This is a genomic window from Streptomyces sp. NBC_01723, from assembly GCF_036246005.1.
In the GTDB taxonomy this organism is placed as follows: domain Bacteria; phylum Actinomycetota; class Actinomycetes; order Streptomycetales; family Streptomycetaceae; genus Streptomyces.
The window spans coordinates 805,942-823,082 of the sequence record NZ_CP109171.1; the positions used below are offsets into that span (position 1 = coordinate 805,942).

General features: G+C 71.3%; 13 protein-coding genes and 3 pseudogenes. 8 read left to right on the forward strand and 8 right to left on the reverse strand.

Features of this window, described 5'->3' with window-relative positions:
* Positions 1–174: 174 nt before the first annotated feature.
* Positions 175–915, forward strand: coding sequence for a dienelactone hydrolase family protein (locus OIE75_RS03800; RefSeq protein ID WP_329469503.1), 741 nt, complete (start codon positions 175–177; stop codon positions 913–915).
* Between the two features lie 404 nt (positions 916–1,319).
* Here OIE75_RS03800 and OIE75_RS03810 read toward each other — a convergent pair whose 3' ends face one another.
* Positions 1,320–1,877 (reverse strand): dihydrofolate reductase family protein, encoded by a 558-nt coding sequence (locus OIE75_RS03810; RefSeq protein WP_329469504.1) that lies wholly within the window; start codon positions 1,875–1,877, stop codon positions 1,320–1,322.
* A gap of 396 nt (positions 1,878–2,273) precedes the next feature.
* On the opposite strand from OIE75_RS03810, the pseudogene OIE75_RS03815 reads away from it, so the two are divergent.
* Both OIE75_RS03815 and OIE75_RS03820 read left to right on the forward strand, forming a co-directional pair.
* Positions 2,274–2,940 (forward strand): annotated as a pseudogene (locus tag OIE75_RS03815) (ABC transporter ATP-binding protein); the annotation flags it as partial.
* Between the two features lie 14 nt (positions 2,941–2,954).
* Positions 2,955–3,089: pseudogene (locus OIE75_RS03820) on the forward strand (TetR family transcriptional regulator); the annotation flags it as partial.
* Here the strand turns inward: OIE75_RS03820 and OIE75_RS03825 are convergent.
* On the reverse strand, positions 3,082–3,660 hold the full coding sequence (locus OIE75_RS03825) for a dienelactone hydrolase family protein (protein WP_329469506.1): 579 nt from the start codon (positions 3,658–3,660) through the stop codon (positions 3,082–3,084). The pseudogene OIE75_RS03820 and the gene OIE75_RS03825 overlap by 8 nt on opposite strands.
* 396 nt (positions 3,661–4,056) lie before the next feature.
* On the opposite strand from OIE75_RS03825, the gene OIE75_RS03830 reads away from it, so the two are divergent.
* A complete protein-coding gene (locus OIE75_RS03830; RefSeq protein WP_329473926.1) occupies positions 4,057–5,016 on the forward strand; it encodes a DUF3500 domain-containing protein in 960 nt (319 codons plus the stop codon).
* 16 nt (positions 5,017–5,032) lie between these two features.
* Here the strand turns inward: OIE75_RS03830 and OIE75_RS03835 are convergent, their stop codons facing one another.
* Positions 5,033–5,458 (reverse strand): Rid family hydrolase, encoded by a 426-nt coding sequence (locus OIE75_RS03835; protein WP_307009656.1) that lies wholly within the window; start codon positions 5,456–5,458, stop codon positions 5,033–5,035.
* 95 nt (positions 5,459–5,553) lie between these two features.
* Here OIE75_RS03835 and OIE75_RS03840 point away from each other — a divergent pair, with 95 nt between their 5' ends.
* Positions 5,554–6,057 (forward strand): MarR family winged helix-turn-helix transcriptional regulator, encoded by a 504-nt coding sequence (locus OIE75_RS03840; protein WP_329469508.1) that lies wholly within the window; start codon positions 5,554–5,556, stop codon positions 6,055–6,057.
* Between the two features lie 13 nt (positions 6,058–6,070).
* Here the strand turns inward: OIE75_RS03840 and OIE75_RS03845 are convergent, their stop codons facing one another.
* From OIE75_RS03845 to OIE75_RS03860, 4 genes and pseudogenes are all read right to left on the reverse strand, one after another.
* Positions 6,071–6,253, reverse strand: coding sequence for a DUF6480 family protein (locus OIE75_RS03845; protein WP_307009660.1), 183 nt, complete (start codon positions 6,251–6,253; stop codon positions 6,071–6,073).
* Positions 6,254–6,394: 141 nt separating this feature from the next.
* Positions 6,395–8,623 (reverse strand): MMPL family transporter, encoded by a 2,229-nt coding sequence (locus OIE75_RS03850; RefSeq protein ID WP_329469510.1) that lies wholly within the window; start codon positions 8,621–8,623, stop codon positions 6,395–6,397.
* A gap of 134 nt (positions 8,624–8,757) precedes the next feature.
* Positions 8,758–9,051 (reverse strand): annotated as a pseudogene (locus OIE75_RS03855) (GNAT family N-acetyltransferase); the annotation flags it as partial.
* A gap of 322 nt (positions 9,052–9,373) precedes the next feature.
* Positions 9,374–10,390, reverse strand: a complete 1,017-nt coding sequence (locus tag OIE75_RS03860; RefSeq protein WP_329469511.1) for a DUF6215 domain-containing protein — start codon at positions 10,388–10,390, stop codon at positions 9,374–9,376.
* 433 nt (positions 10,391–10,823) lie between these two features.
* Between OIE75_RS03860 and OIE75_RS03865 the strand changes: the two genes are divergently transcribed.
* From OIE75_RS03865 to meaB, 3 genes are read left to right on the forward strand one after another with little or no spacing between them, the layout of a single operon-like run.
* Positions 10,824–12,635: a methylmalonyl-CoA mutase family protein gene (locus OIE75_RS03865; RefSeq protein ID WP_329469512.1), complete on the forward strand. Its 1,812-nt coding sequence runs from the start codon at positions 10,824–10,826 to the stop codon at positions 12,633–12,635.
* On the forward strand, positions 12,635–14,815 hold the full coding sequence (gene scpA / locus OIE75_RS03870; RefSeq protein ID WP_307009670.1) for a methylmalonyl-CoA mutase: 2,181 nt from the start codon (positions 12,635–12,637) through the stop codon (positions 14,813–14,815). Before OIE75_RS03865 ends, scpA begins: the two co-directional genes overlap by 1 nt.
* Before the next feature lie 12 nt (positions 14,816–14,827).
* The gene (gene meaB, locus OIE75_RS03875; RefSeq protein ID WP_307009672.1) at positions 14,828–15,841 is read left to right on the forward strand and encodes a methylmalonyl Co-A mutase-associated GTPase MeaB; all 1,014 of its coding nucleotides are present in this window, start codon (positions 14,828–14,830) and stop codon (positions 15,839–15,841) included.
* Between the two features lie 605 nt (positions 15,842–16,446).
* On the opposite strand, the gene OIE75_RS03880 is transcribed toward meaB, so the two are convergent.
* Positions 16,447–17,112: a TetR/AcrR family transcriptional regulator gene (locus OIE75_RS03880; protein ID WP_329469514.1), complete on the reverse strand. Its 666-nt coding sequence runs from the start codon at positions 17,110–17,112 to the stop codon at positions 16,447–16,449.
* Between the last annotated feature and the right edge of the window lie 29 nt (positions 17,113–17,141).

Consider the following 17,141-nt stretch of genomic DNA (forward strand, 5'->3'; position numbering starts at 1 on the left):
GCGTTGGCAGACGGGTGTCGGCCACTGCTACATTCCCGGAGGCCGTGCGAGAGAGCGAGGAGGTGGTACCCGTGAACACTGTATCGACATGGGTGCTCCCCTCGGGGGTCACGGCCGGGCGATAGGCAGGTCGTCCGGGAGCGCCGTTCCAGTGCACTCCCGAAAGGCACGACCATGCATGTCACTTCCGAGCAACGCCTCGACGACGGCGTCCTCGAACGCGCATTCACCCTCGGTGAGATCCCCGGCTTCCTGTGGACGCCCGAAACCGCGTCCGCTTCCGCACCGGTGCCGCTGATCCTGCTCGGCCACCCCCCGCTCGGGCTGCGCAGGATGTACCCCCGGCTGGCGGCTCGGGCCCGGCACTCCGCGGCGGAAGGCTTCGCCACGGCCACCATCGAGCTCCCCGGAAGCGGCGACCGGCCCGGTTGGCCCGCCCTCGACCAGGCCCGCACCGACCTGCGCCGGGCCATGCAGGCCGGGCGGCCGGTCCCCGACGAGACTGTCGACGCCCTCGTCCTCCCGTTGGTCGACAAGGCGGTCCCGGAATGGCAGGCCGCGCTGGACGCCTTCCTGTCGCTCCCCGAGGTCGGCGGTCCGGTCGGGTACTCGGGAGGAGTGATCTCCATCGGCGTCCGGCTGGCGGTGGTCGAGCCGCGCATCAGGGCCGCCGGCCTGTTCGCAGGGAGTCTTGTGCCTCGCGTCATGTTCGAAGAGGCCCGGCAGGTCTCTATTCCGCTGCACGTCCTGCTGCAGTGGGACGACGAGGGCAACGACCGTCAGGCGTCCCTGGACCTGTTCGACGCCTTCGGTTCCAAGGAGAAGTCCCTGCACGCCAACATGGGCGGGCACACCGGCGTCCCGCGGTTCGCGGGTGACTCCGCGGCCCAGTTCTTCACACGACACCTGAAGTAGGGTCCCCGTTCAGAGCCCCTGCCGAACTCTCGGCAGGGGCCCGTCCAGCGACGGGACGGGTCGGGCCGCAGTTCGGCCCAGCGGCGGCCGGCGGCCGCGCCCCGGGCGCCGGGCGCCGGTGGGGCCGTAGAGCACGGCCGTGTGGCCCAGTGCGGACAGCTCCTGCTGCAACTCGGCGAACGTGCGCGAAGAGGGGCCCCACCGCGACCGCCGGCGCGGTCGGCAGCACGATCCCGCTGCGTCCGGCCCGCAGGGCCCGCGCCACGGCGTGCGGCACGTAGCCGAGTTGCCGGGCGGCCTCCCGCACCCGCTCACGCGTCGCCTCGCTGACGCGTCTTCGCAGAGGAGCGAGGCGGGCCACCTTCGCCCGGGCGTCCGCGACCGGTGAGACCGGCCGGTGCGGTTCAGCGGGTCCGGTAGCGCGCGTAGACCAGTCCGCTGTCGAAGGCACGCTCCTCGACCATTTCCAGATCGAGGCGTACGCCGTCGGGGAAGAACCGCTTGCCGCCGCCGACCACGCTGGTGGTGATGAACAGGTGGTACTCGTCCACCAGACCGGCCGCGATCGCCTGGGCCGCGAGGTTGGGGCCGTCGACGGTGAGGTCGGCCTCGGCCTCGGCCTTGAGCCGGCGCACCGCCTCCGGGTCGAAGGTCCGCTCGATCCGGGTCTTCGCGCTGGACACCGACTCGAGCGTCGTGGAGTACACGACCTTCTCGGCGGCCTGCCAGTCACGGGCGTACTGCAGGATGTGCGGCGGCTGGTCGGGCTCGGTGTGCGCGGTCTCCCAATAGACCATCGTCTCGTACATCCGCCGGCCGTAGAGGTAGGTGCCGACGGGGCGGAAGAGGTCGTTGATGAAGCTGTGCACCTCCGGGTCCTCGGCCCCGGTGCCGAGGTCGCCGTCGGCCGCCTCGGCGTAGCCGTCGAGCGAGGTGACCATCGAGTAGATGAGCTTTGCCATGCCTCTCCTTCGAGTGCGACAGCGTCAGTCTGTCAGCGGTCCTGCGAACCAAGACCCCGACAGGGCCCGGAACTCATCGGTCGGCCGCCTCCCCTGACGGACGCTCCGGCCACCATCGGCGATTCGGCCACGTCCGCGCGGGCGGAACCGGCGCCAGCAATGAGCCGCCCCGTTCGCTCCCTTGTGCGGCAAGGGGTCCAGCGCGTCCGGAATCGAGCGCGTTCGATTCCGGGTCCGCGTCGTCGTGCCGGGCACCACCGAGCCGTCCGGGCGCGGTACCGACCTTCAGGAGGGACGCAGGTGACTGCGACTCACGCCTCGACCGCGAACGAGGGAACGCCGCCCCCTCCGCCGCCGGCCGCTATCGCCTTCGGCGGGATGCACGGCAAGAACCCACTGGCGCGGGTGGAGTCCTCGGCGTACGGCGAGGACGGGTTCGCCGACCGGCAGGAGGCTGCCAAGTCGGCGTGACCCGCACCCGGTTGACGGTCCAGGACGCCCAGCGGTTCATGTCCGCCCTGATCCGGATGGCCGCCGCGAGCGGAGTCGTCACCGCGCTGCACCCGCTGATGCTGCCCCTGCTCCTGCCGGCCGGCGCCGGGGCCGTGCTGTCCGCACGCGTCACGTACGAGACCCACTACCTCAACGTCGGCGACCGCAACGTCCGGACCATGATGCGCTGGTGGGCGACCTACTCGCGGCACGGCGACGAGGTCCGCGCCAACGGCATGACCGGCTACCTCCTGTACTGGTACCGCGCGCTGTCCGACCGCATCGACCGGCGCACCCTGACCGCGGCCCCGCGCTCGCTGCGCATCGTGCTCTCCACCAGCGCGCTGGGCGGTGTCTTCCTGCTGGGCCCTGGGCCACCCTCGCCTGGCTGGCGGCCGGCGGCCGGGTCGCCCTGCCCGTCGCCGCCACCGCCGTCGTCGCCGTGCAGACCACGCTCGCCGCGCTGTCCCGGTTCGTCGCCCACGGCGCGGCGATGTTCCACACCTCGCTCCACCTGGCCGACATGCGGGCCTTCCTCGATTCGGCCGCCGAACGCGCGCCCCGGCGGGGGACGTCGACCATTCCCACGGCCTCGCGTTCCTGCATCTCGACGGCAAGCTCGACGCCTCCACCCCCGAGGTGGTCGCCATTCAGGTCCGGGCGGCCGTGCACGCGCTGTTCGCCGCCTCACCGGCGGTCCGCGAGGTGCCTTCTACTTGACGCGGTCGAGGAAGCCGAGCACTCGACGGGCGACCTGCTCCGCGGCTCGTTCGTCATAGGACGGCAGGCTGCTGTCGGTGAACAGGTGCCTGTCGCCCGGATAGAGGAACAGCTCGCCGTCCGTCGCCGTCTCCACGAGCGCGCGGGCGGCGTCCACGTCGCCCTCCCCGGCGAAGTAGGGATCCGCGTCCATGCCGTGGACCTGGACCGGGACGTCCCGGGGCCAGGCGCCGCCGAACTCGGCGACCGGGACGCACGACTCGAGCAGCAGCGCGCCCTTCGCGCCGGGGCGGGTCTGCGCCAGCTTCTGCGCCGGCAGGACGCCGAGTGAGAAACCGACATGGACAAGCTCCGGCGGCAGCTGCTCCGCCGCGGCGATTCCGCGCGCGGCGATCGTGTCGAAGCCGGTGTTCCGGGCGTAGGCGATGCCCTCCTCAAGGGTGTCGAACACCTGCCCCTCGTACAGGTCCGGGGCCTGGACGGTGTGTCCGGCCCGCCGCAACCGCTCGGCGAACTCGCGGACGCCGGCGGTCAGTCCGTGTCCGTGGTGGAAGACCAGAACCTCAGCCATGTTGCTCCCCTCGTGTCACGGTGCCCGGGTGGCGCCGCGGCACGAGTATGGCGGGGAGCACTGACACCCGGCCCGGCTCAGCGTGCACCCACTCCGGCAGAGAGCCGGGCGGGTGCCCGGCACCCTGCGTCGGCCCGGGCCGTCGTACGAGGCCAGTGCGCGGATCTCCCGGGCCGCTACGACCACATCCTGGCCGCCGGCCGGGTGTGCGGGCCGGCTGTCGGGTGCGGCGCCGGCCGGTACCAGTGACACGTCCGGTACGTCCGAGGGCGACGGCGGGCGCGTGCGGGGTGAACGCTTCCTGACCGCGGAGGCATGCGGGTGCGGGATTCTGCGCGCAGAATGAAGCCCGTCGTCGGCCGTGTGGCCGTCAGCGGGAGGAGAAGCGTGGGCGAGATGCCGTCGAAGCACATCGCCTCCGGGATGCGGGAGGCGGCGCATGTGCTGCTGGCCGCCCTGGAGCCGGAGCAGGTGCGTGAACTGCGCTCAGGGCCCGACCGGTTGGACGCGCCGGAGCTGCGCGAGTGGACCTACCTGCCGGGCCCGCGCCCCGGGCTCTCCACCGAAGGGCTCGACGCCGGGCAGCGCGAGGCGGTCGACGCGCTCCTGGCCACGGCGCACAGCGTGCCGGGAGCGGAGCTGGCGCGCGGGGCGATCGAGGTGGAACGGCATCGCCGCGCCCAGCAGGGGTCCGTCGGCGCGGACCGCTACTGGGTGCGACTGCTCGGCGACCCGGACGGCGACGAACCGTGGGGCTGGCGGATGAACGGCCACCACCTCGCGGTGCACGTCCTGGTCACGGCGGTCGGGATCCGGGTGACGCCGCACTTCGTCGGCTCGGAACCGGCCCGCGTCGGCAGCGGCCCCCAAGCCGGCCGCCGGCTCCTGGGCCCGGAGGAAGACCTGGCCAGGGAGCTGATCACGGGCCTGGACGGCGGTGCGCGGGCCGAGGCGGTCTTCGCCGCCACGCCGCCGGACGACATCCTGACCCGGGACGATCCCTTCGCCGATCCGGCCGTCCTGCCGGACGGCCTGACCCACGACCGCATGAGGCCCGGTCAGCAGCGCCTCCTGGAGTCGCTGGTGCGCCGCTATCTCGACCGCGCGCCCGCGGCCTACGCGCAGGAGTGCTGGTCGGACGCAGTGACCCGCGGACTGGGTTCGGTCTCCTTCGCCTGGGCCGGCGGCCTCGTCCCCGGCGACCGGCACTACTACTGCGTCCGCGCCCCGGATTTCCTCATCGAGTACGACAACACCCAGGACGACGGCAACCACGCCCACTCGGTCTGGCGCCACGTCCGCCACGACTGGGGAACGGACCTGCTCCGGAGGCACTACACGGAGCAGCATGCTTAGCGCGGTGCCTCACCGTTCAGTCCCCGGATCCGACGATGGCGGTGACGCGGATCTCCACGCGCATGGCGGCGAGGCCGAGGACGGTGACGCCGGTCTCGGTCCAGATCGGCGCGCGGCCGCCGAGGCGACGGCGGAACTGCTCGGCCATCACCCTGTTGTGGTCGTCGCCGATGACGTCGTCGCCCGGTGCGACCTTGTGGTACGAGTTGACGTGGATGACGTCCTTCCACGTCGCGCCCACCGTGGCGAGCGTGCGCTCCACGTTGTCGAAGGCCTGGACGATCTCGTCCTCCAGCGAGTCGGGGATGACCAGATCGTCGTCCACCCCGGCCTGACCGGAGATCTCCACCCGGTCGCCGACGCGGACGGCTCCGCTGTAGCCGAGGGCCTCGTGGAGCTTCTCACCGAAGCCCGGAGTGATGCCGAAAGTGACGGTGCTCATGGTGGTCCTTCTTCCTGCCCGCAGGGCCGCGTTTCCTACCGCATGACTTCACGCGTAAAGTGAGACTAGCAAGCGATGACTTCAAGCGCAAAGTGATGACGGGAGGGCCCGTGGGCGGCACCGGAGAACACGAGGACGATCAGGAGCTGCGATGGCTCGACGAACAGGAGAAGGCGGCGTGGACGGGGCTGATCTCCCTCGTCCTGCTGCTGCCCGGCAAGCTGGAGTCGCCGCTGCGGCAGGAGCACGGCCTCACCCTGTTCGAGTACCTCGTACTCAGCCACCTCTCCGAGGCTCCGCAGCGCAAGCTGCGCATGGGAGAACTCGCCTTCCTCGCCAGCGGGTCCCTCTCCCGCCTGTCCAACGTCGTCAAACGCTGTGAACAGCGGGGCTGGATCGTACGGGCCCCGGACCCGGCGGACGGCCGCTACACGCTCGCCGAACTCACCGACACCGGCTTCGACACCGTGGACCAGGCAGCCCCCACCCACCTGCGCTCCGTACGCCGCGTCGTCCTCGACTCGCTCAACACCACCGACCAGAAGGCCCTCGCGCGCATCGCACAGAAGCTCCGCATCGTCCCCGACGACTTCGGCTGACGGACGGAGCCGGTCACATCAGTGACACGGCGCGGGCGACGAAGTAGCCGGCGAAGATCGCCGCACCGATGAGGATGATCCACGTCCAGATCCGGGGGTGCTCCCAGATACCGCCGTCTGGGCGCTCCTCGTGTGCCTCCGCCGTGGAGCCTTCGACGGGAGGGGTCTCCTGAGGGGGTACGAGCGGTTCTGTCATGGTTCCAGGTTCCTGCAGACACCCGGGGTACGCATCCGCTGCCCGCACACGCCCCGCGGACGCGGAGGACGAAGGTCCCGGCAGTGACACGACTGTCACTGCCGGGACCGGGCACCGCCGGGGTGATCACCGGCGCCGGGATCAGACTCCCGTGGGGTCCTTCTCGTACGTCCGCCGTGCCAGGTTCGCCGGCTCGTGGCCGCCCTCGCTGAGGCCGAAGCGGTCGTGCGCCTTGCGCAGGAACGGTGGCGCGTACCAGGCCGAGCGGCCGAGCACGCGCATCGCGGCGGGCACGAGCACGCCGCGGACGGCGACGGCGTCGATGAGGATGGCCAGTCCGCTGCCCAGCCCGAACATCTGCATGTAGCTGATGCCGGCCGTCCCGAAGGCGAAGAAGCTCACCGCCAGCAGACAGGCCGCCGCGCTGACGATGCGTCCCGTGTGCCCGAGCCCGTTGACCACCGCGGTCTCGTTGTCCGCGCCCTCGTCGTGCAGCTCCTTGATCCGGCTGGTGACGAACACCTCGTAGTCCATCGAGAGGCCGAAGGCGATGCAGAACATCAGCAGCGTCATCGACACCTCCATCGGCTGCGGCGTGAAGCCGAACAGGTCGGAGAGGTGGCCGTCCTGGAACATCCACGTCATGACGCCGAGGGCCGCTCCCAGGCTGACGATGTTGAGCACCAGCGCCCGCAGCGGCTGCACCACGCTGCCGGTGAACAGGAACAGCAGGATGAAGGTGGTGAGGGCGATCAGGCCGCCGGCCAGCGGAATCAGGCTGGTGATGGAGTCCTTGGAGTCGACCAGTGCGGCGTCTCTGCCGCCCGCCAAGGCGCCCGTCCCCTCGGGCGCATCGACCGCGCGCACGTCCTTGACCAGGTCCTGGGCGGCGTCCGACATCGGTGTCAGGTCGCTCACCACGTTGATCCGCTGCGCCTCGGGGCGGCCGAGCGCGGTGTTGCGCGGACCGGGCGCCGTGGCCCGACCGCCGGTGTAGGTCCCGGTGGACGCCTCGACGCGGACCACGCCGTCGAGCTCCGAGAGCTTGCCCGCGTACGCGTCCAGCGGTGCCCTGTCGACCGCCTTGTCCATGACCACGTGGATGGCCGCCGCGTCGCTGCCGTTGAAGTTCTTCTCCAGTGCGGCCGAGACCTGGCGGCTCTTGGCGTCCTCGGGCAGGGAGCGCTCGTCGGCGATGCCGATGGTGATGCCCAGCAGCGGGCTCGCCGCCAGCAGCAGCACCGCGAGCACCGGCAGCGCGGTGAGGGCGGGACGCCGCATGGCCGTACGGGCCAGCCGACCCCAGAAGGGGACCCGGGACTCCTGCCGCCTCGCGTTCTTCGCCCAGGGCAGCTGACCCTTGTTGACCCGGTGCCCCAGGACCTTGAGCAGGGCCGGCATCACGAACAGGGTGCTGATGGCGGCGATGGCGACGACACCGACCCCGGCGTACCCGAACGAGCGCAGGAAGTACTGCGGGAACACCAGCAGCGCGGCGAGCGCGACCGCTACCGTGGCGGCGGAGAAGGCGACCGTGCGGCCCGCGGTGTGCACGGTGTGCCGGACGGCGTCGTCCACGCTCGCACCCTTGGCGAGCTGCTCGCGGAACCGGCTGACCATCAGCAGCGCGTAGTCGATGCCGAGGCCGAGCCCCAGGGCGGTGGTCAGGTTGGTGGCGGTGATGGAGATGCTGGTGGCGCTGCCGAGGAGGAAGAGTTCCGCGAACGTACCCACGATCGCGATGAGCCCGATGACCAGCGGCAGCAGGGCCGAGACCACACTGCCGAAGACGAGGAGGAGCAGCAGGAGGGTCAGGGGCAGCGCGATCGCCTCGGCGAGGACGAGGTCCTCGGAGGAGTAGGTCCCCATGTCGTCGCCCACGGCAGCGGTGCCGCCGGCCTCGACGGTGAGCCCGGCGCCCTTCGCACCGGTGTACTCGTCGATGATCTCCTTGGCGTTCTCCCGCTCCTCGGTGTCACCGCCCTTCACATGGGCGAGCACCATGGCCTGGCTGCCGTCCTTGGAACGGAGGTCCGGGTTGCCCGTGTCCCAGTACGAGACGGCGTTCGCGACCGTGTCCTCCTTCTTCAGGTCGGCAGCCAGTTTCGCGCCCTGCCGCTTGACGGCCTCGGCGTCGACGCCGCCCTCGGGGGCCCGGACCAGCAGGACCAGGTTGGACTCCCCGCCGAACTCGTCGCTGATGACCGCCTTGGCCTTGCTGGACTGGGAGGACGGGTCGTCGAAGCCACCGGGCAGGAGCTTGCCGAACGCGCCGGCGCCCAGAACTCCCATGAGCACCACGGCCGCGGCGGTGATGACGAGTACCAGCCGGGACCGGCGGATCGCCAATTCGGCTATGCGTTCAAACACGCACTTTCTCCTTGCATTCTGACGGCGCGAACCCTGGGCCCGCGCGGGTGGCGGGGGTGTGGCCCTGAAGGTAGCCAGGCAGCAAGGGGCTTTGGCAGTGCGAGATTTACTTGACACTGCCAGGTAGTTCTCACACCTTGGATTCGGGCGTGCAGATGCATGTCGTGCCGGCCGTCGTCGTGCACGGCGGCACGGCGCTGGGTTCCTTCGAGTGGGTAGCCGGACTTGGTGGCGACCGCGCAGGAGGCGTGATTGCGCGTCGCATGCTCCAGGTACAGGCGGTGGAAACCGACCACGACCAACGCCCAGGCTGAAACTGCTGCCACCGCCGAGGTCGCGACACCGCGACCGCGGGCGTCCGGAAGCACCCAGTAACTGACGTTTGCGACACCGTCGTCGAAGCCGAAGCCGCGCAGCGCGACCCGGCCGAACCATGCTCGCCCACCGGCAACGAGACAAGTCAAGGCCGGCCGGCTCCCCACCAGGCGGTCACTTCGCGGCCTGAACCGCGGTGTCGCTGTCGCGCGGCGCCCGGGCGCCGCGCGCTGCCGCATCACCGTGGCGAGCCGGCGGAGTGCCTGTCAGCCTCGGCCGAGGCCGCGGAACTCGTTGCCTTCCGGGTCGGCCGTCATCGTCCACGGTGCGTCGACCCGGCCCCTTCGCCCGTGCGATGGACGCCGTACTGCAAGGTCTCCGGGGCCCGGGACGCGGACGAGACCGATGCACACCGCTGCGCTCCCCGACCGCCCGTCACACGCTCCGTTCGGGGATCGTCGGGAGGATCCTCTTGGCAATACCGAGGAGGGCGCTGTCGTCCGGGAGGGCTCCGGTCGTGCTCCACACGGTGATGTCGAAGTAGCCGCCCCGGTCCTTCGCGTCGAAGGCCACGGACAGCGTTCTGGCCAGCGGGCCCTGCTCGACCGGTCCGCCGGATCCGCCGCTCCCGAGATTGATCTCGATCTTCATGGTGTGATCCGAGGCGAGGACCGCGGGCCGGCCGAGGACCACGAGCGTCTTCACGTCCGTCTCCTCGCCGTACTTCATCAGGTTCACGTACTGGGCGATCGACAGCTTGTTGTACGTGGCCGAGACGTTCACGGTGTAGGTGTCGAACTGGACCTCGGCCTCCGGCTGGGCGACCTTCCCGTCGGTCAGGGGCGCGGTGTTGCTCGTGCCGGACGCCACGGTGGCGGTCTCGGCGGGCGTTCCCAGGAGCTGGGCCAGGTCGGAGACGTTGAGCGCCTTGCACAGTTCGTCGCCGGTCACCGCCTCGGGGTGCTTCGCGTAGGCGCTCGGCAGTTTCTCGCCCTCCCCGCTCGAACACGAGGCGGCCTGCGGCGTGCTGTCGTTCTCGGAGGGCTGCAGACGCGGGCCCAGCCACACCGCGGCCCCGAGCGCCGCGAACACGGCCACGGCCGCGAAGGCCTGCGCCCACGCGTTGGGTTCCTTCTCCCGCGCGGACGGGGTGGGGCGCTGCACTGCTGGAGCGTGAGTCTGCGCCTGCGCCTGCGTCTGGACAGGGGCGGCGGTCGCCGTCCCGTCTGCCGAGACCGCCGGGCCCGGGTTCCGGCGGGCGCGCAGGGCACGGACCACCGTGTGGACGCGCACCGCGGTGAACACGAGGAACACCGCGCCGATCCCGGCCAACACCCATTCGTCGTCGCGGAGGGCGAGATGCACGAGGCGTACGCCGAAAACGGCCCCGACCACGATGAACAGCGGCTCACGGACCCAGAAGGGCAGGAGCCGGAGGAGGAAACCGAGCATCCGGCCATCTCATCAGGGCAAGATCACATTGGCTGTGGTGGAAGCCACAGTTCCGGCTCGGACGGTAGGCGGTGCCGTCGAACACGCCGGGGCACGCACGTTCCCGGCGGAGATGGCGAGGAACGGGAATCGGAGGGCCGTCGGTTGACAGTCAGCGGCGGCGCAAGAGGCACCGATTCCGAGGGCGGCGCGGCCCCATTGACGCGGCACATCGCTCTGGGCAACCATCCCCGCCGGAGGGAAGACGACCGTCACCCACGCCGTCGCCCTCCTCTCACCGCGTCATCCGGCCCTCACCGACCTCCCCGCCGTGTCCCGGTGAGGGTGGGCGGGCCAGTGGGTGCGTGAGCGGCTCATGTCACACACGCGGAGAGAACAAGGTCACAACCGCTCCCTCTGCTGCTCGTCTGCCCGCCTGACCTAACATCCGAGCATGACGCTCCTGCCTGACGACGGACTCGACCTCGCAGCCGAGTTCCCTCACGCGACACACGAGCAGTGGCAGCACCTGGTGGCGGGCGTGCTGCGCAAGTCGGGCAGGGAGGTGCCGGACGACGAGGCGGAGGACGCCCTGTCCACCGCGCTCGAGGACGGCCTGCGGGTACGGCCCCTGTACACCGCGCGCGACGCCGCCCCCGACCCCGGTCTGCCGGGCCTCGCGCCCTTCGTGCGCGGCGGCCGCGCCCAGGCCGCCCGCATCGGCGGCTGGGACGTGCGCCAGCGGCACACCGTGGCCGAGGGAGCGTCGGTCATGACCGACCTCGAGAACGGTGTCACCTCCCTGTGGCTGGTCGTCGGCGCGTCCGCCGGCATCCCGGTCACCGCGCTCGACCGCGCCCTCGACGGCGTCCACCTCGACCTGGCTCCCGTCGTCCTGGAGGCGGGCGACGCCTTCGAGCCGGCCGCGCGTGCCCTGCTGCGCCTGCACGAGGAGAGGGGCGTCCCGGCGGACACCGTGCGGGGCAACCTCGGCGGCGATCCGCTGGGCCACGAGGCCCGTACCGGCAGGTCGTACGAGACCGCGCCCGTGGCCGAGCTGGCCCGGCTGTGCGCCGAGCGCCACCCCGGAATGCGGGCGCTGACCGTGGACGCGCTGCCCTACCACGAGGCCGGTGGTTCGGCCGCGCAGGAGCTGGGCTGCTCCCTGGCGACGGGCCTGGCCTATCTGCGCGACCTGACAGCGGCCGGACTGGACACGGCGCAGGCCCTGACCCAACTGGAGTTCCGGTACGCCGCGACCGCCGACCAGTTCCTGACCATCGCCAAGCTGCGTGCCGCACGCCGGCTGTGGGCGCGCGTGGCGGAGGTCTGCGGCGCGCCGCGCGAGGGCGCGCAGGTGCAGCACGCGGTGACCTCGACGGTGATGATGACGCGCCGCGACCCGTGGGTGAACATGCTGCGCACCACGGTCGCCGCCCTGGCCGCCGGGACGGGCGGCGCCGACGCCGTGACCGTGCTGCCCTTCGACCACGCGCTCGGTCTGCCGGACGCGTTCGCGCGCCGTATCGCCCGCAACACCTCCACCATCCTGATCGAGGAGTCGCACCTGACCCGGGTGATCGACCCGGCGGGCGGTTCCTGGTACGTGGAACGGCTGACCGACGAACTGGCCCACGCCGCCTGGGCGTTCTTCCAGGACATCGAGCGGGCGGGCGGGCAGGCGGCCGCCCTGCGCTCCGGCACGGTCGGCGAACGGCTGGCGGAGACCTGGGCCGTACGCAGCGCGAAGCTGGCGAAGCGACGGGAGCCGGTCACCGGGGTCAGCGAGTTCCCGCACCTGGCCGAGAAACCCGTCGTGCGCGAGCCCGCGCCCGAACCTCCGTCGGGGGGCCTGCCCCGGGTGCGGCGGGACGAGGCGTTCGAGGCGCTGCGCGCCCGTTCGGACGCCCACCTGGCCGCGACCGGCGCCCGGCCCCGTGTCCACCTGACCGCGCTCGGCCCGGCCGCCGCCCACACCGGCCGGCTCACCTTCGCCGCCAACCTCTTCCAGGCCGGCGGCATCGAAACCGTCACCGAAGGGGACTTCGGTGAGAGCGGGGCGCGGGAGGTGTGCCTGTGCTCCAGCGACGCGCTGTACGGGGAGCAGGCCGAGTCCACCGCCGCCGCGTTGCGCAAGGCGGGCGCCGAGCACGTGTTCCTCGCGGGCCGACCGGGGCCGTACACGGGCGTGGACACCTACGTCTTCGCGGGCTGCGACGCCGTCGCCGTGCTGTCCGCCACCCTCGACCGCATGGGAGTGTCCTGATGTCCATCCCCGACTTCTCCGCGATCGAGCTGGGGGCTCCGACCTCCGACGCCGACGCCCTCGACGAGTGGCGTGCGGCCGTGAAGAAGGCCGCCGACGGCGACGACCTGCTCTGGGAGACGCCGGAGCAGATCACGGTCAAGCCGCTGTACACCGGGCAGGACCTGGAGGGTCTGGACTTCCTGGACACCTTCCCGGGCGTCGCCCCGTACCTGCGCGGCCCGTATCCGACGATGTACGTCAACCAGCCGTGGACGATCCGTCAGTACGCGGGGTTCTCCACGGCCGAGGAGTCCAACGCGTTCTACCGCCGCAACCTGGCGGCAGGGCAGAAGGGCCTGTCGGTCGCCTTCGACCTGCCCACCCACCGCGGCTACGACAGTGACCACCCGCGGGTGACCGGCGACGTCGGCATGGCGGGCGTGGCGATCGACTCGATCTACGACATGCGACAGCTGTTCGACGGCATCCCGCTGGACCGCATGACCGTGTCGATGACGATGAACGGCGCCGTGCTGCCGGTGCTCGCGCTGTACATCGTGGCGGCGGAGGAACAGGGCGTGCCGCCCGAGAAGTTGGCCGGGACCATCCAGAACGACATCCTCAAGGAGTTCATGGTCCGCAACACCTACATCTACCCGCCGAAGCCGTCGATGCGGATCATCTCCGACATCTTCGCGTACACGTCCCAGCGGATGCCCCGCTACAACTCCATCTCCATCTCGGGCTACCACATCCAGGAGGCGGGCGCGACGGCCGACCTGGAGCTGGCGTACACCCTCGCGGACGGGGTGGAGTACATCCGGGCCGGGCGTGAAGCGGGCCTGGACGTCGACGCCTTCGCGCCCCGGCTGTCGTTCTTCTGGGCGATCGGCATGAACTTCTTCATGGAGATCGCCAAGTTGCGGGCGGCCCGGCTGCTGTGGGCCAAGCTGGTGAAGCAGTTCGACCCGCAGAACGCCAAGTCGCTGTCTCTGCGTACGCATTCGCAGACCTCCGGCTGGTCGCTGACCGCCCAGGACGTGTTCAACAACGTCACCCGCACCTGCGTGGAGGCGATGGCCGCCACCCAGGGCCACACCCAGTCCCTGCACACCAACGCCCTCGACGAGGCGCTCGCGCTGCCCACCGACTTCTCCGCGCGCATCGCCCGCAACACCCAGCTGCTGCTCCAGCAGGAGTCCGGCACGACCCGCGTGATCGACCCGTGGGGCGGCAGCGCCTACGTGGAGAAGCTGACGTACGACCTCGCGCGCCGCGCCTGGCAGCACATCCAGGAGGTCGAGCGGGCGGGCGGCATGGCGCAGGCCATCGACGCGGGCATCCCCAAGCTGCGGGTCGAGGAGGCCGCCGCCCGCACCCAGGCGCGGATCGACTCCGGGCGGCAGCCGGTGATCGGCGTGAACAAGTACCGGGTGGACTCGGACGAGCAGATCGAGGTGCTCAAGGTCGACAACTCCTCGGTGCGCGACCGGCAGATCGCCAAGCTGCGGCGGCTGCGCGAGGAGCGGGACGAGACCGCGTGCCGGGACGCGCTGGACGCGCTCACGCGGGCCGCCGGCGCCGAGGGCAACCTGCTGGAGCTGGCGGTGCGCGCGGCTCGTGCGAAGGCGACCGTGGGGGAGATCAGCGACGCCCTGGAGAAGGTGTACGGGCGGCACGCGGGTCAGATCCGTACGATCTCCGGTGTGTACCGCAACGAGACGGGCGAGTCGCCGGCCGTGGAACGCACCCGGGCGGTGGTGGACGCCTTCGCCGAGGCCGAGGGCCGTCGGCCGCGCATCCTGGTCGCCAAGATGGGCCAGGACGGCCACGACCGCGGCCAGAAGGTCATCGCCACCGCCTTCGCCGACCTCGGCTTCGACGTGGACGTCGGCCCGCTGTTCCAGACCCCGGCCGAGGTGGCCCGCCAGGCGGTCGAGGCGGACGTGCACATCGTCGGGGTGTCGTCCCTGGCCGCCGGGCACCTCACCCTCGTCCCGGCGTTGCGCGAGGCGCTCGCCGAGGAGGGGCGGGAGGACATCATGGTCGTCGTCGGCGGGGTGATCCCGCCGCAGGACGTGCCGACCCTGCTGGAGATGGGCGCGGCGGCCGTGTTCCCGCCCGGCACGGTGATCCCGGACGCGGCCCGTGACCTGGTGGGACGGCTGGCGGCCGGTCTCGGACACGGCGAGCTGTGAGCCGGTGACGTGATGGCCCTCGAACTCGACGCCTACGTCAAGGGCGTCCTGGACGGCAAGCGCGCGGTCGTCGCCCGTGCGATCACCCTCGTCGAGTCCACCCGTCCCCAACACCGTACGCTCGCGCAGCGGTTGCTGACGGAACTGCTGCCGCACAGCGGCACGGCCCGGCGGATCGGGATCAGCGGCGTGCCGGGTGTCGGCAAGTCGACGTTCATCGACGCCTTCGGCACGATGCTGACCGGGCTCGGCCACCGGGTCGCCGTCCTCGCCGTCGACCCGTCCTCGAGCCGGACCGGCGGATCGATCCTCGGCGACAAGACCCGGATGGAACGCCTGGCCGTCGACCCGGCGGCGTTCGTCCGCCCCTCCCCCACCGCGGGGACGCTCGGCGGGGTCGCGAAGGCGACCCGCGAGTCGATCGTGGTGATGGAGGCCGCCGGCTACGACGTGGTGCTGGTGGAGACCGTCGGCGTGGGCCAGTCCGAGACGGCCGTCGCCGACATGGTCGACTCCTTCCTGCTGCTCACCCTGGCCCGCACCGGCGACCAGTTGCAGGGCATCAAGAAGGGCGTGCTGGAACTCGCGGACGTGATCGCCGTCAACAAGGCGGACGGGCCACACGAGCGCGACGCCCGCACGGCGGCACGTGAACTGGCGGGCGCCCTGCGGCTCATGCACGGCAAGGACGCCTTCTGGACGCCGCCGGTGCTCAGTTGCAGCGCACGCGAGTCGACGGCACTCGACACCGTCTGGGAGCGCCTGGAGCAGCACCGCACCCTGCTGGACTCCACCGGCCGCCTCGCCGCCAAGCGCCGCACCCAGCAGGTCGACTGGGTCTGGAGCATGGTCCGCGACGAACTGCTGGGCCGCCTGCACGCCGACCCGGCCGTCCGGTCTCTGGCTCCGCGGCTCGAACAGCAGGTGAGGGAGGGCGGATTGACCGCGACCCTGGCGGCGGAACGCATCCTGGACGCGTTCACGAACGACACAGCCGTCCCTGCACCACTCGCCTCCCCTCAGTGACCTTCCCCCCATGGGTCAGTGAGTGACCGGTTCGACCAAGCGAGTCGTCGACTTCACGCCGGGGAGAGGCCGCCTGCCCGTGAGCAGGTGCTCGCCCCTCGGGTTGTCGTTGAGGTGCTTCTCGAAGAATGCCGTGGCGTATGCGGTGAAGGCGTCCTGGTGAGTCGTAGGGGCGAGTCCGCGCTTCGGGCAGGTGCTGTCGTCCTCGCCCAGTGGGGCAGGGGGGCCATCGGGTGTTGAAGAAATCGTGGTTGCCGTCGTGCAGCGAGACGGAGTAGGCCGGTGCGGAGGAGCGTCCCTCGGCGTCGTCGAGGTATTGCTGCCGCTCTCGCGGGGCCACTGTTGGGCGTCGGGATCGGTGCACGCGTACCAAGACCCGTGGGAGAGAACCACCAGTGGCAGCTGTCCACGCACGGTGCTCGGGCGGGGCACCACCGCGCGTATCTCACTGACGGTGCCGCTGCTGGGGTCGCTGAAGGCCTCCTCGCCCAGGTCGTAGGTTTCGGTGACCGGATGGGTTCACTCGGGGGCACGACGGGCGGTGCACGGCGCCGAGTTGAGTGATTCTCTCCCGGCGCGGACGGTCTGGGGTCACCTCACGGGGCTCACCGCCGGACGGCACGCAGTCCGTCCAGGAGCAGCCGCAGGCCGAACTCGAAGTGTGCCGTGAAGTCCGTGCTGGTGAGCACCGGCAGGATGGCAGCGAGGTGCGGATACGTCCCTGTCACCACCGCCTCGCGCAGGGCGCCCGCATCGGCGGGCCCTCCGGCCCCGGGCTGGACGGCGGCCTGTTCCTCCAGGGTGTGTCCGACGGTGAAGTTGGTCACCGCGTAGAGCGCCCGCGCCGCTTCGCCGTCGCCGAAGCCCGCCTCGCGCAGCTCGCCGACGAAGCTGTCGGCGAAGCCCAGGGTGTTGGGGCCGGTCGAGTGAGTACCGGCGAAGACGCGTGCGCCGTCGCGATGGGCGAGCAGGGCCGTACGCAGCGCGCGGGCGAGGCGCGCCGCTCTCTCGTTCCAGTCGCCGTCTCCCGTCGGCCCGGCGGCGTCGGCGACGCCGTCGACCATGCGCTCGGCCATCGCGGTGAGCAGATCCTGTTTGGTCGCGAAGTAGCGGTACAGCGCACCGGCCCGGACGCCCATCGCATCGGCGAGCCGCCGCATGGTCAGCGCGTCGAGACCGGACTCGTTCAGCAGGTCGAGAGCGGTCTGGACGGTGCGGGCCTGGTCGAGCCGGGCGGGCCGGCCCCTGGTCGGGCTTGACGGGGAGCTCATGCACCTCACTATAGTGAACGGCGTTCACG

Coding starts and splice junctions, on each gene's coding strand:
- scpA (WP_307009670.1), top strand. CDS start 12,635: ATGTCCATCCCCGACTTCTCCGCGATCGAGCTGGGGGCTCCGACCTCC.
- meaB (WP_307009672.1), top strand. CDS start 14,828: ATGGCCCTCGAACTCGACGCCTACGTCAAGGGCGTCCTGGACGGCAAG.
- OIE75_RS03840 (WP_329469508.1), top strand. CDS start 5,554: ATGACGGGAGGGCCCGTGGGCGGCACCGGAGAACACGAGGACGATCAG.
- OIE75_RS03835 (WP_307009656.1), bottom strand. CDS start 5,458: ATGAGCACCGTCACTTTCGGCATCACTCCGGGCTTCGGTGAGAAGCTC.
- OIE75_RS03825 (WP_329469506.1), bottom strand. CDS start 3,660: ATGGCTGAGGTTCTGGTCTTCCACCACGGACACGGACTGACCGCCGGC.
- OIE75_RS03860 (WP_329469511.1), bottom strand. CDS start 10,390: ATGCTCGGTTTCCTCCTCCGGCTCCTGCCCTTCTGGGTCCGTGAGCCG.
- OIE75_RS03845 (WP_307009660.1), bottom strand. CDS start 6,253: ATGACAGAACCGCTCGTACCCCCTCAGGAGACCCCTCCCGTCGAAGGC.
- OIE75_RS03810 (WP_329469504.1), bottom strand. CDS start 1,877: ATGGCAAAGCTCATCTACTCGATGGTCACCTCGCTCGACGGCTACGCC.
- OIE75_RS03865 (WP_329469512.1), top strand. CDS start 10,824: ATGACGCTCCTGCCTGACGACGGACTCGACCTCGCAGCCGAGTTCCCT.
- OIE75_RS03830 (WP_329473926.1), top strand. CDS start 4,057: ATGCCGTCGAAGCACATCGCCTCCGGGATGCGGGAGGCGGCGCATGTG.
- OIE75_RS03800 (WP_329469503.1), top strand. CDS start 175: ATGCATGTCACTTCCGAGCAACGCCTCGACGACGGCGTCCTCGAACGC.
- OIE75_RS03880 (WP_329469514.1), bottom strand. CDS start 17,112: ATGAGCTCCCCGTCAAGCCCGACCAGGGGCCGGCCCGCCCGGCTCGAC.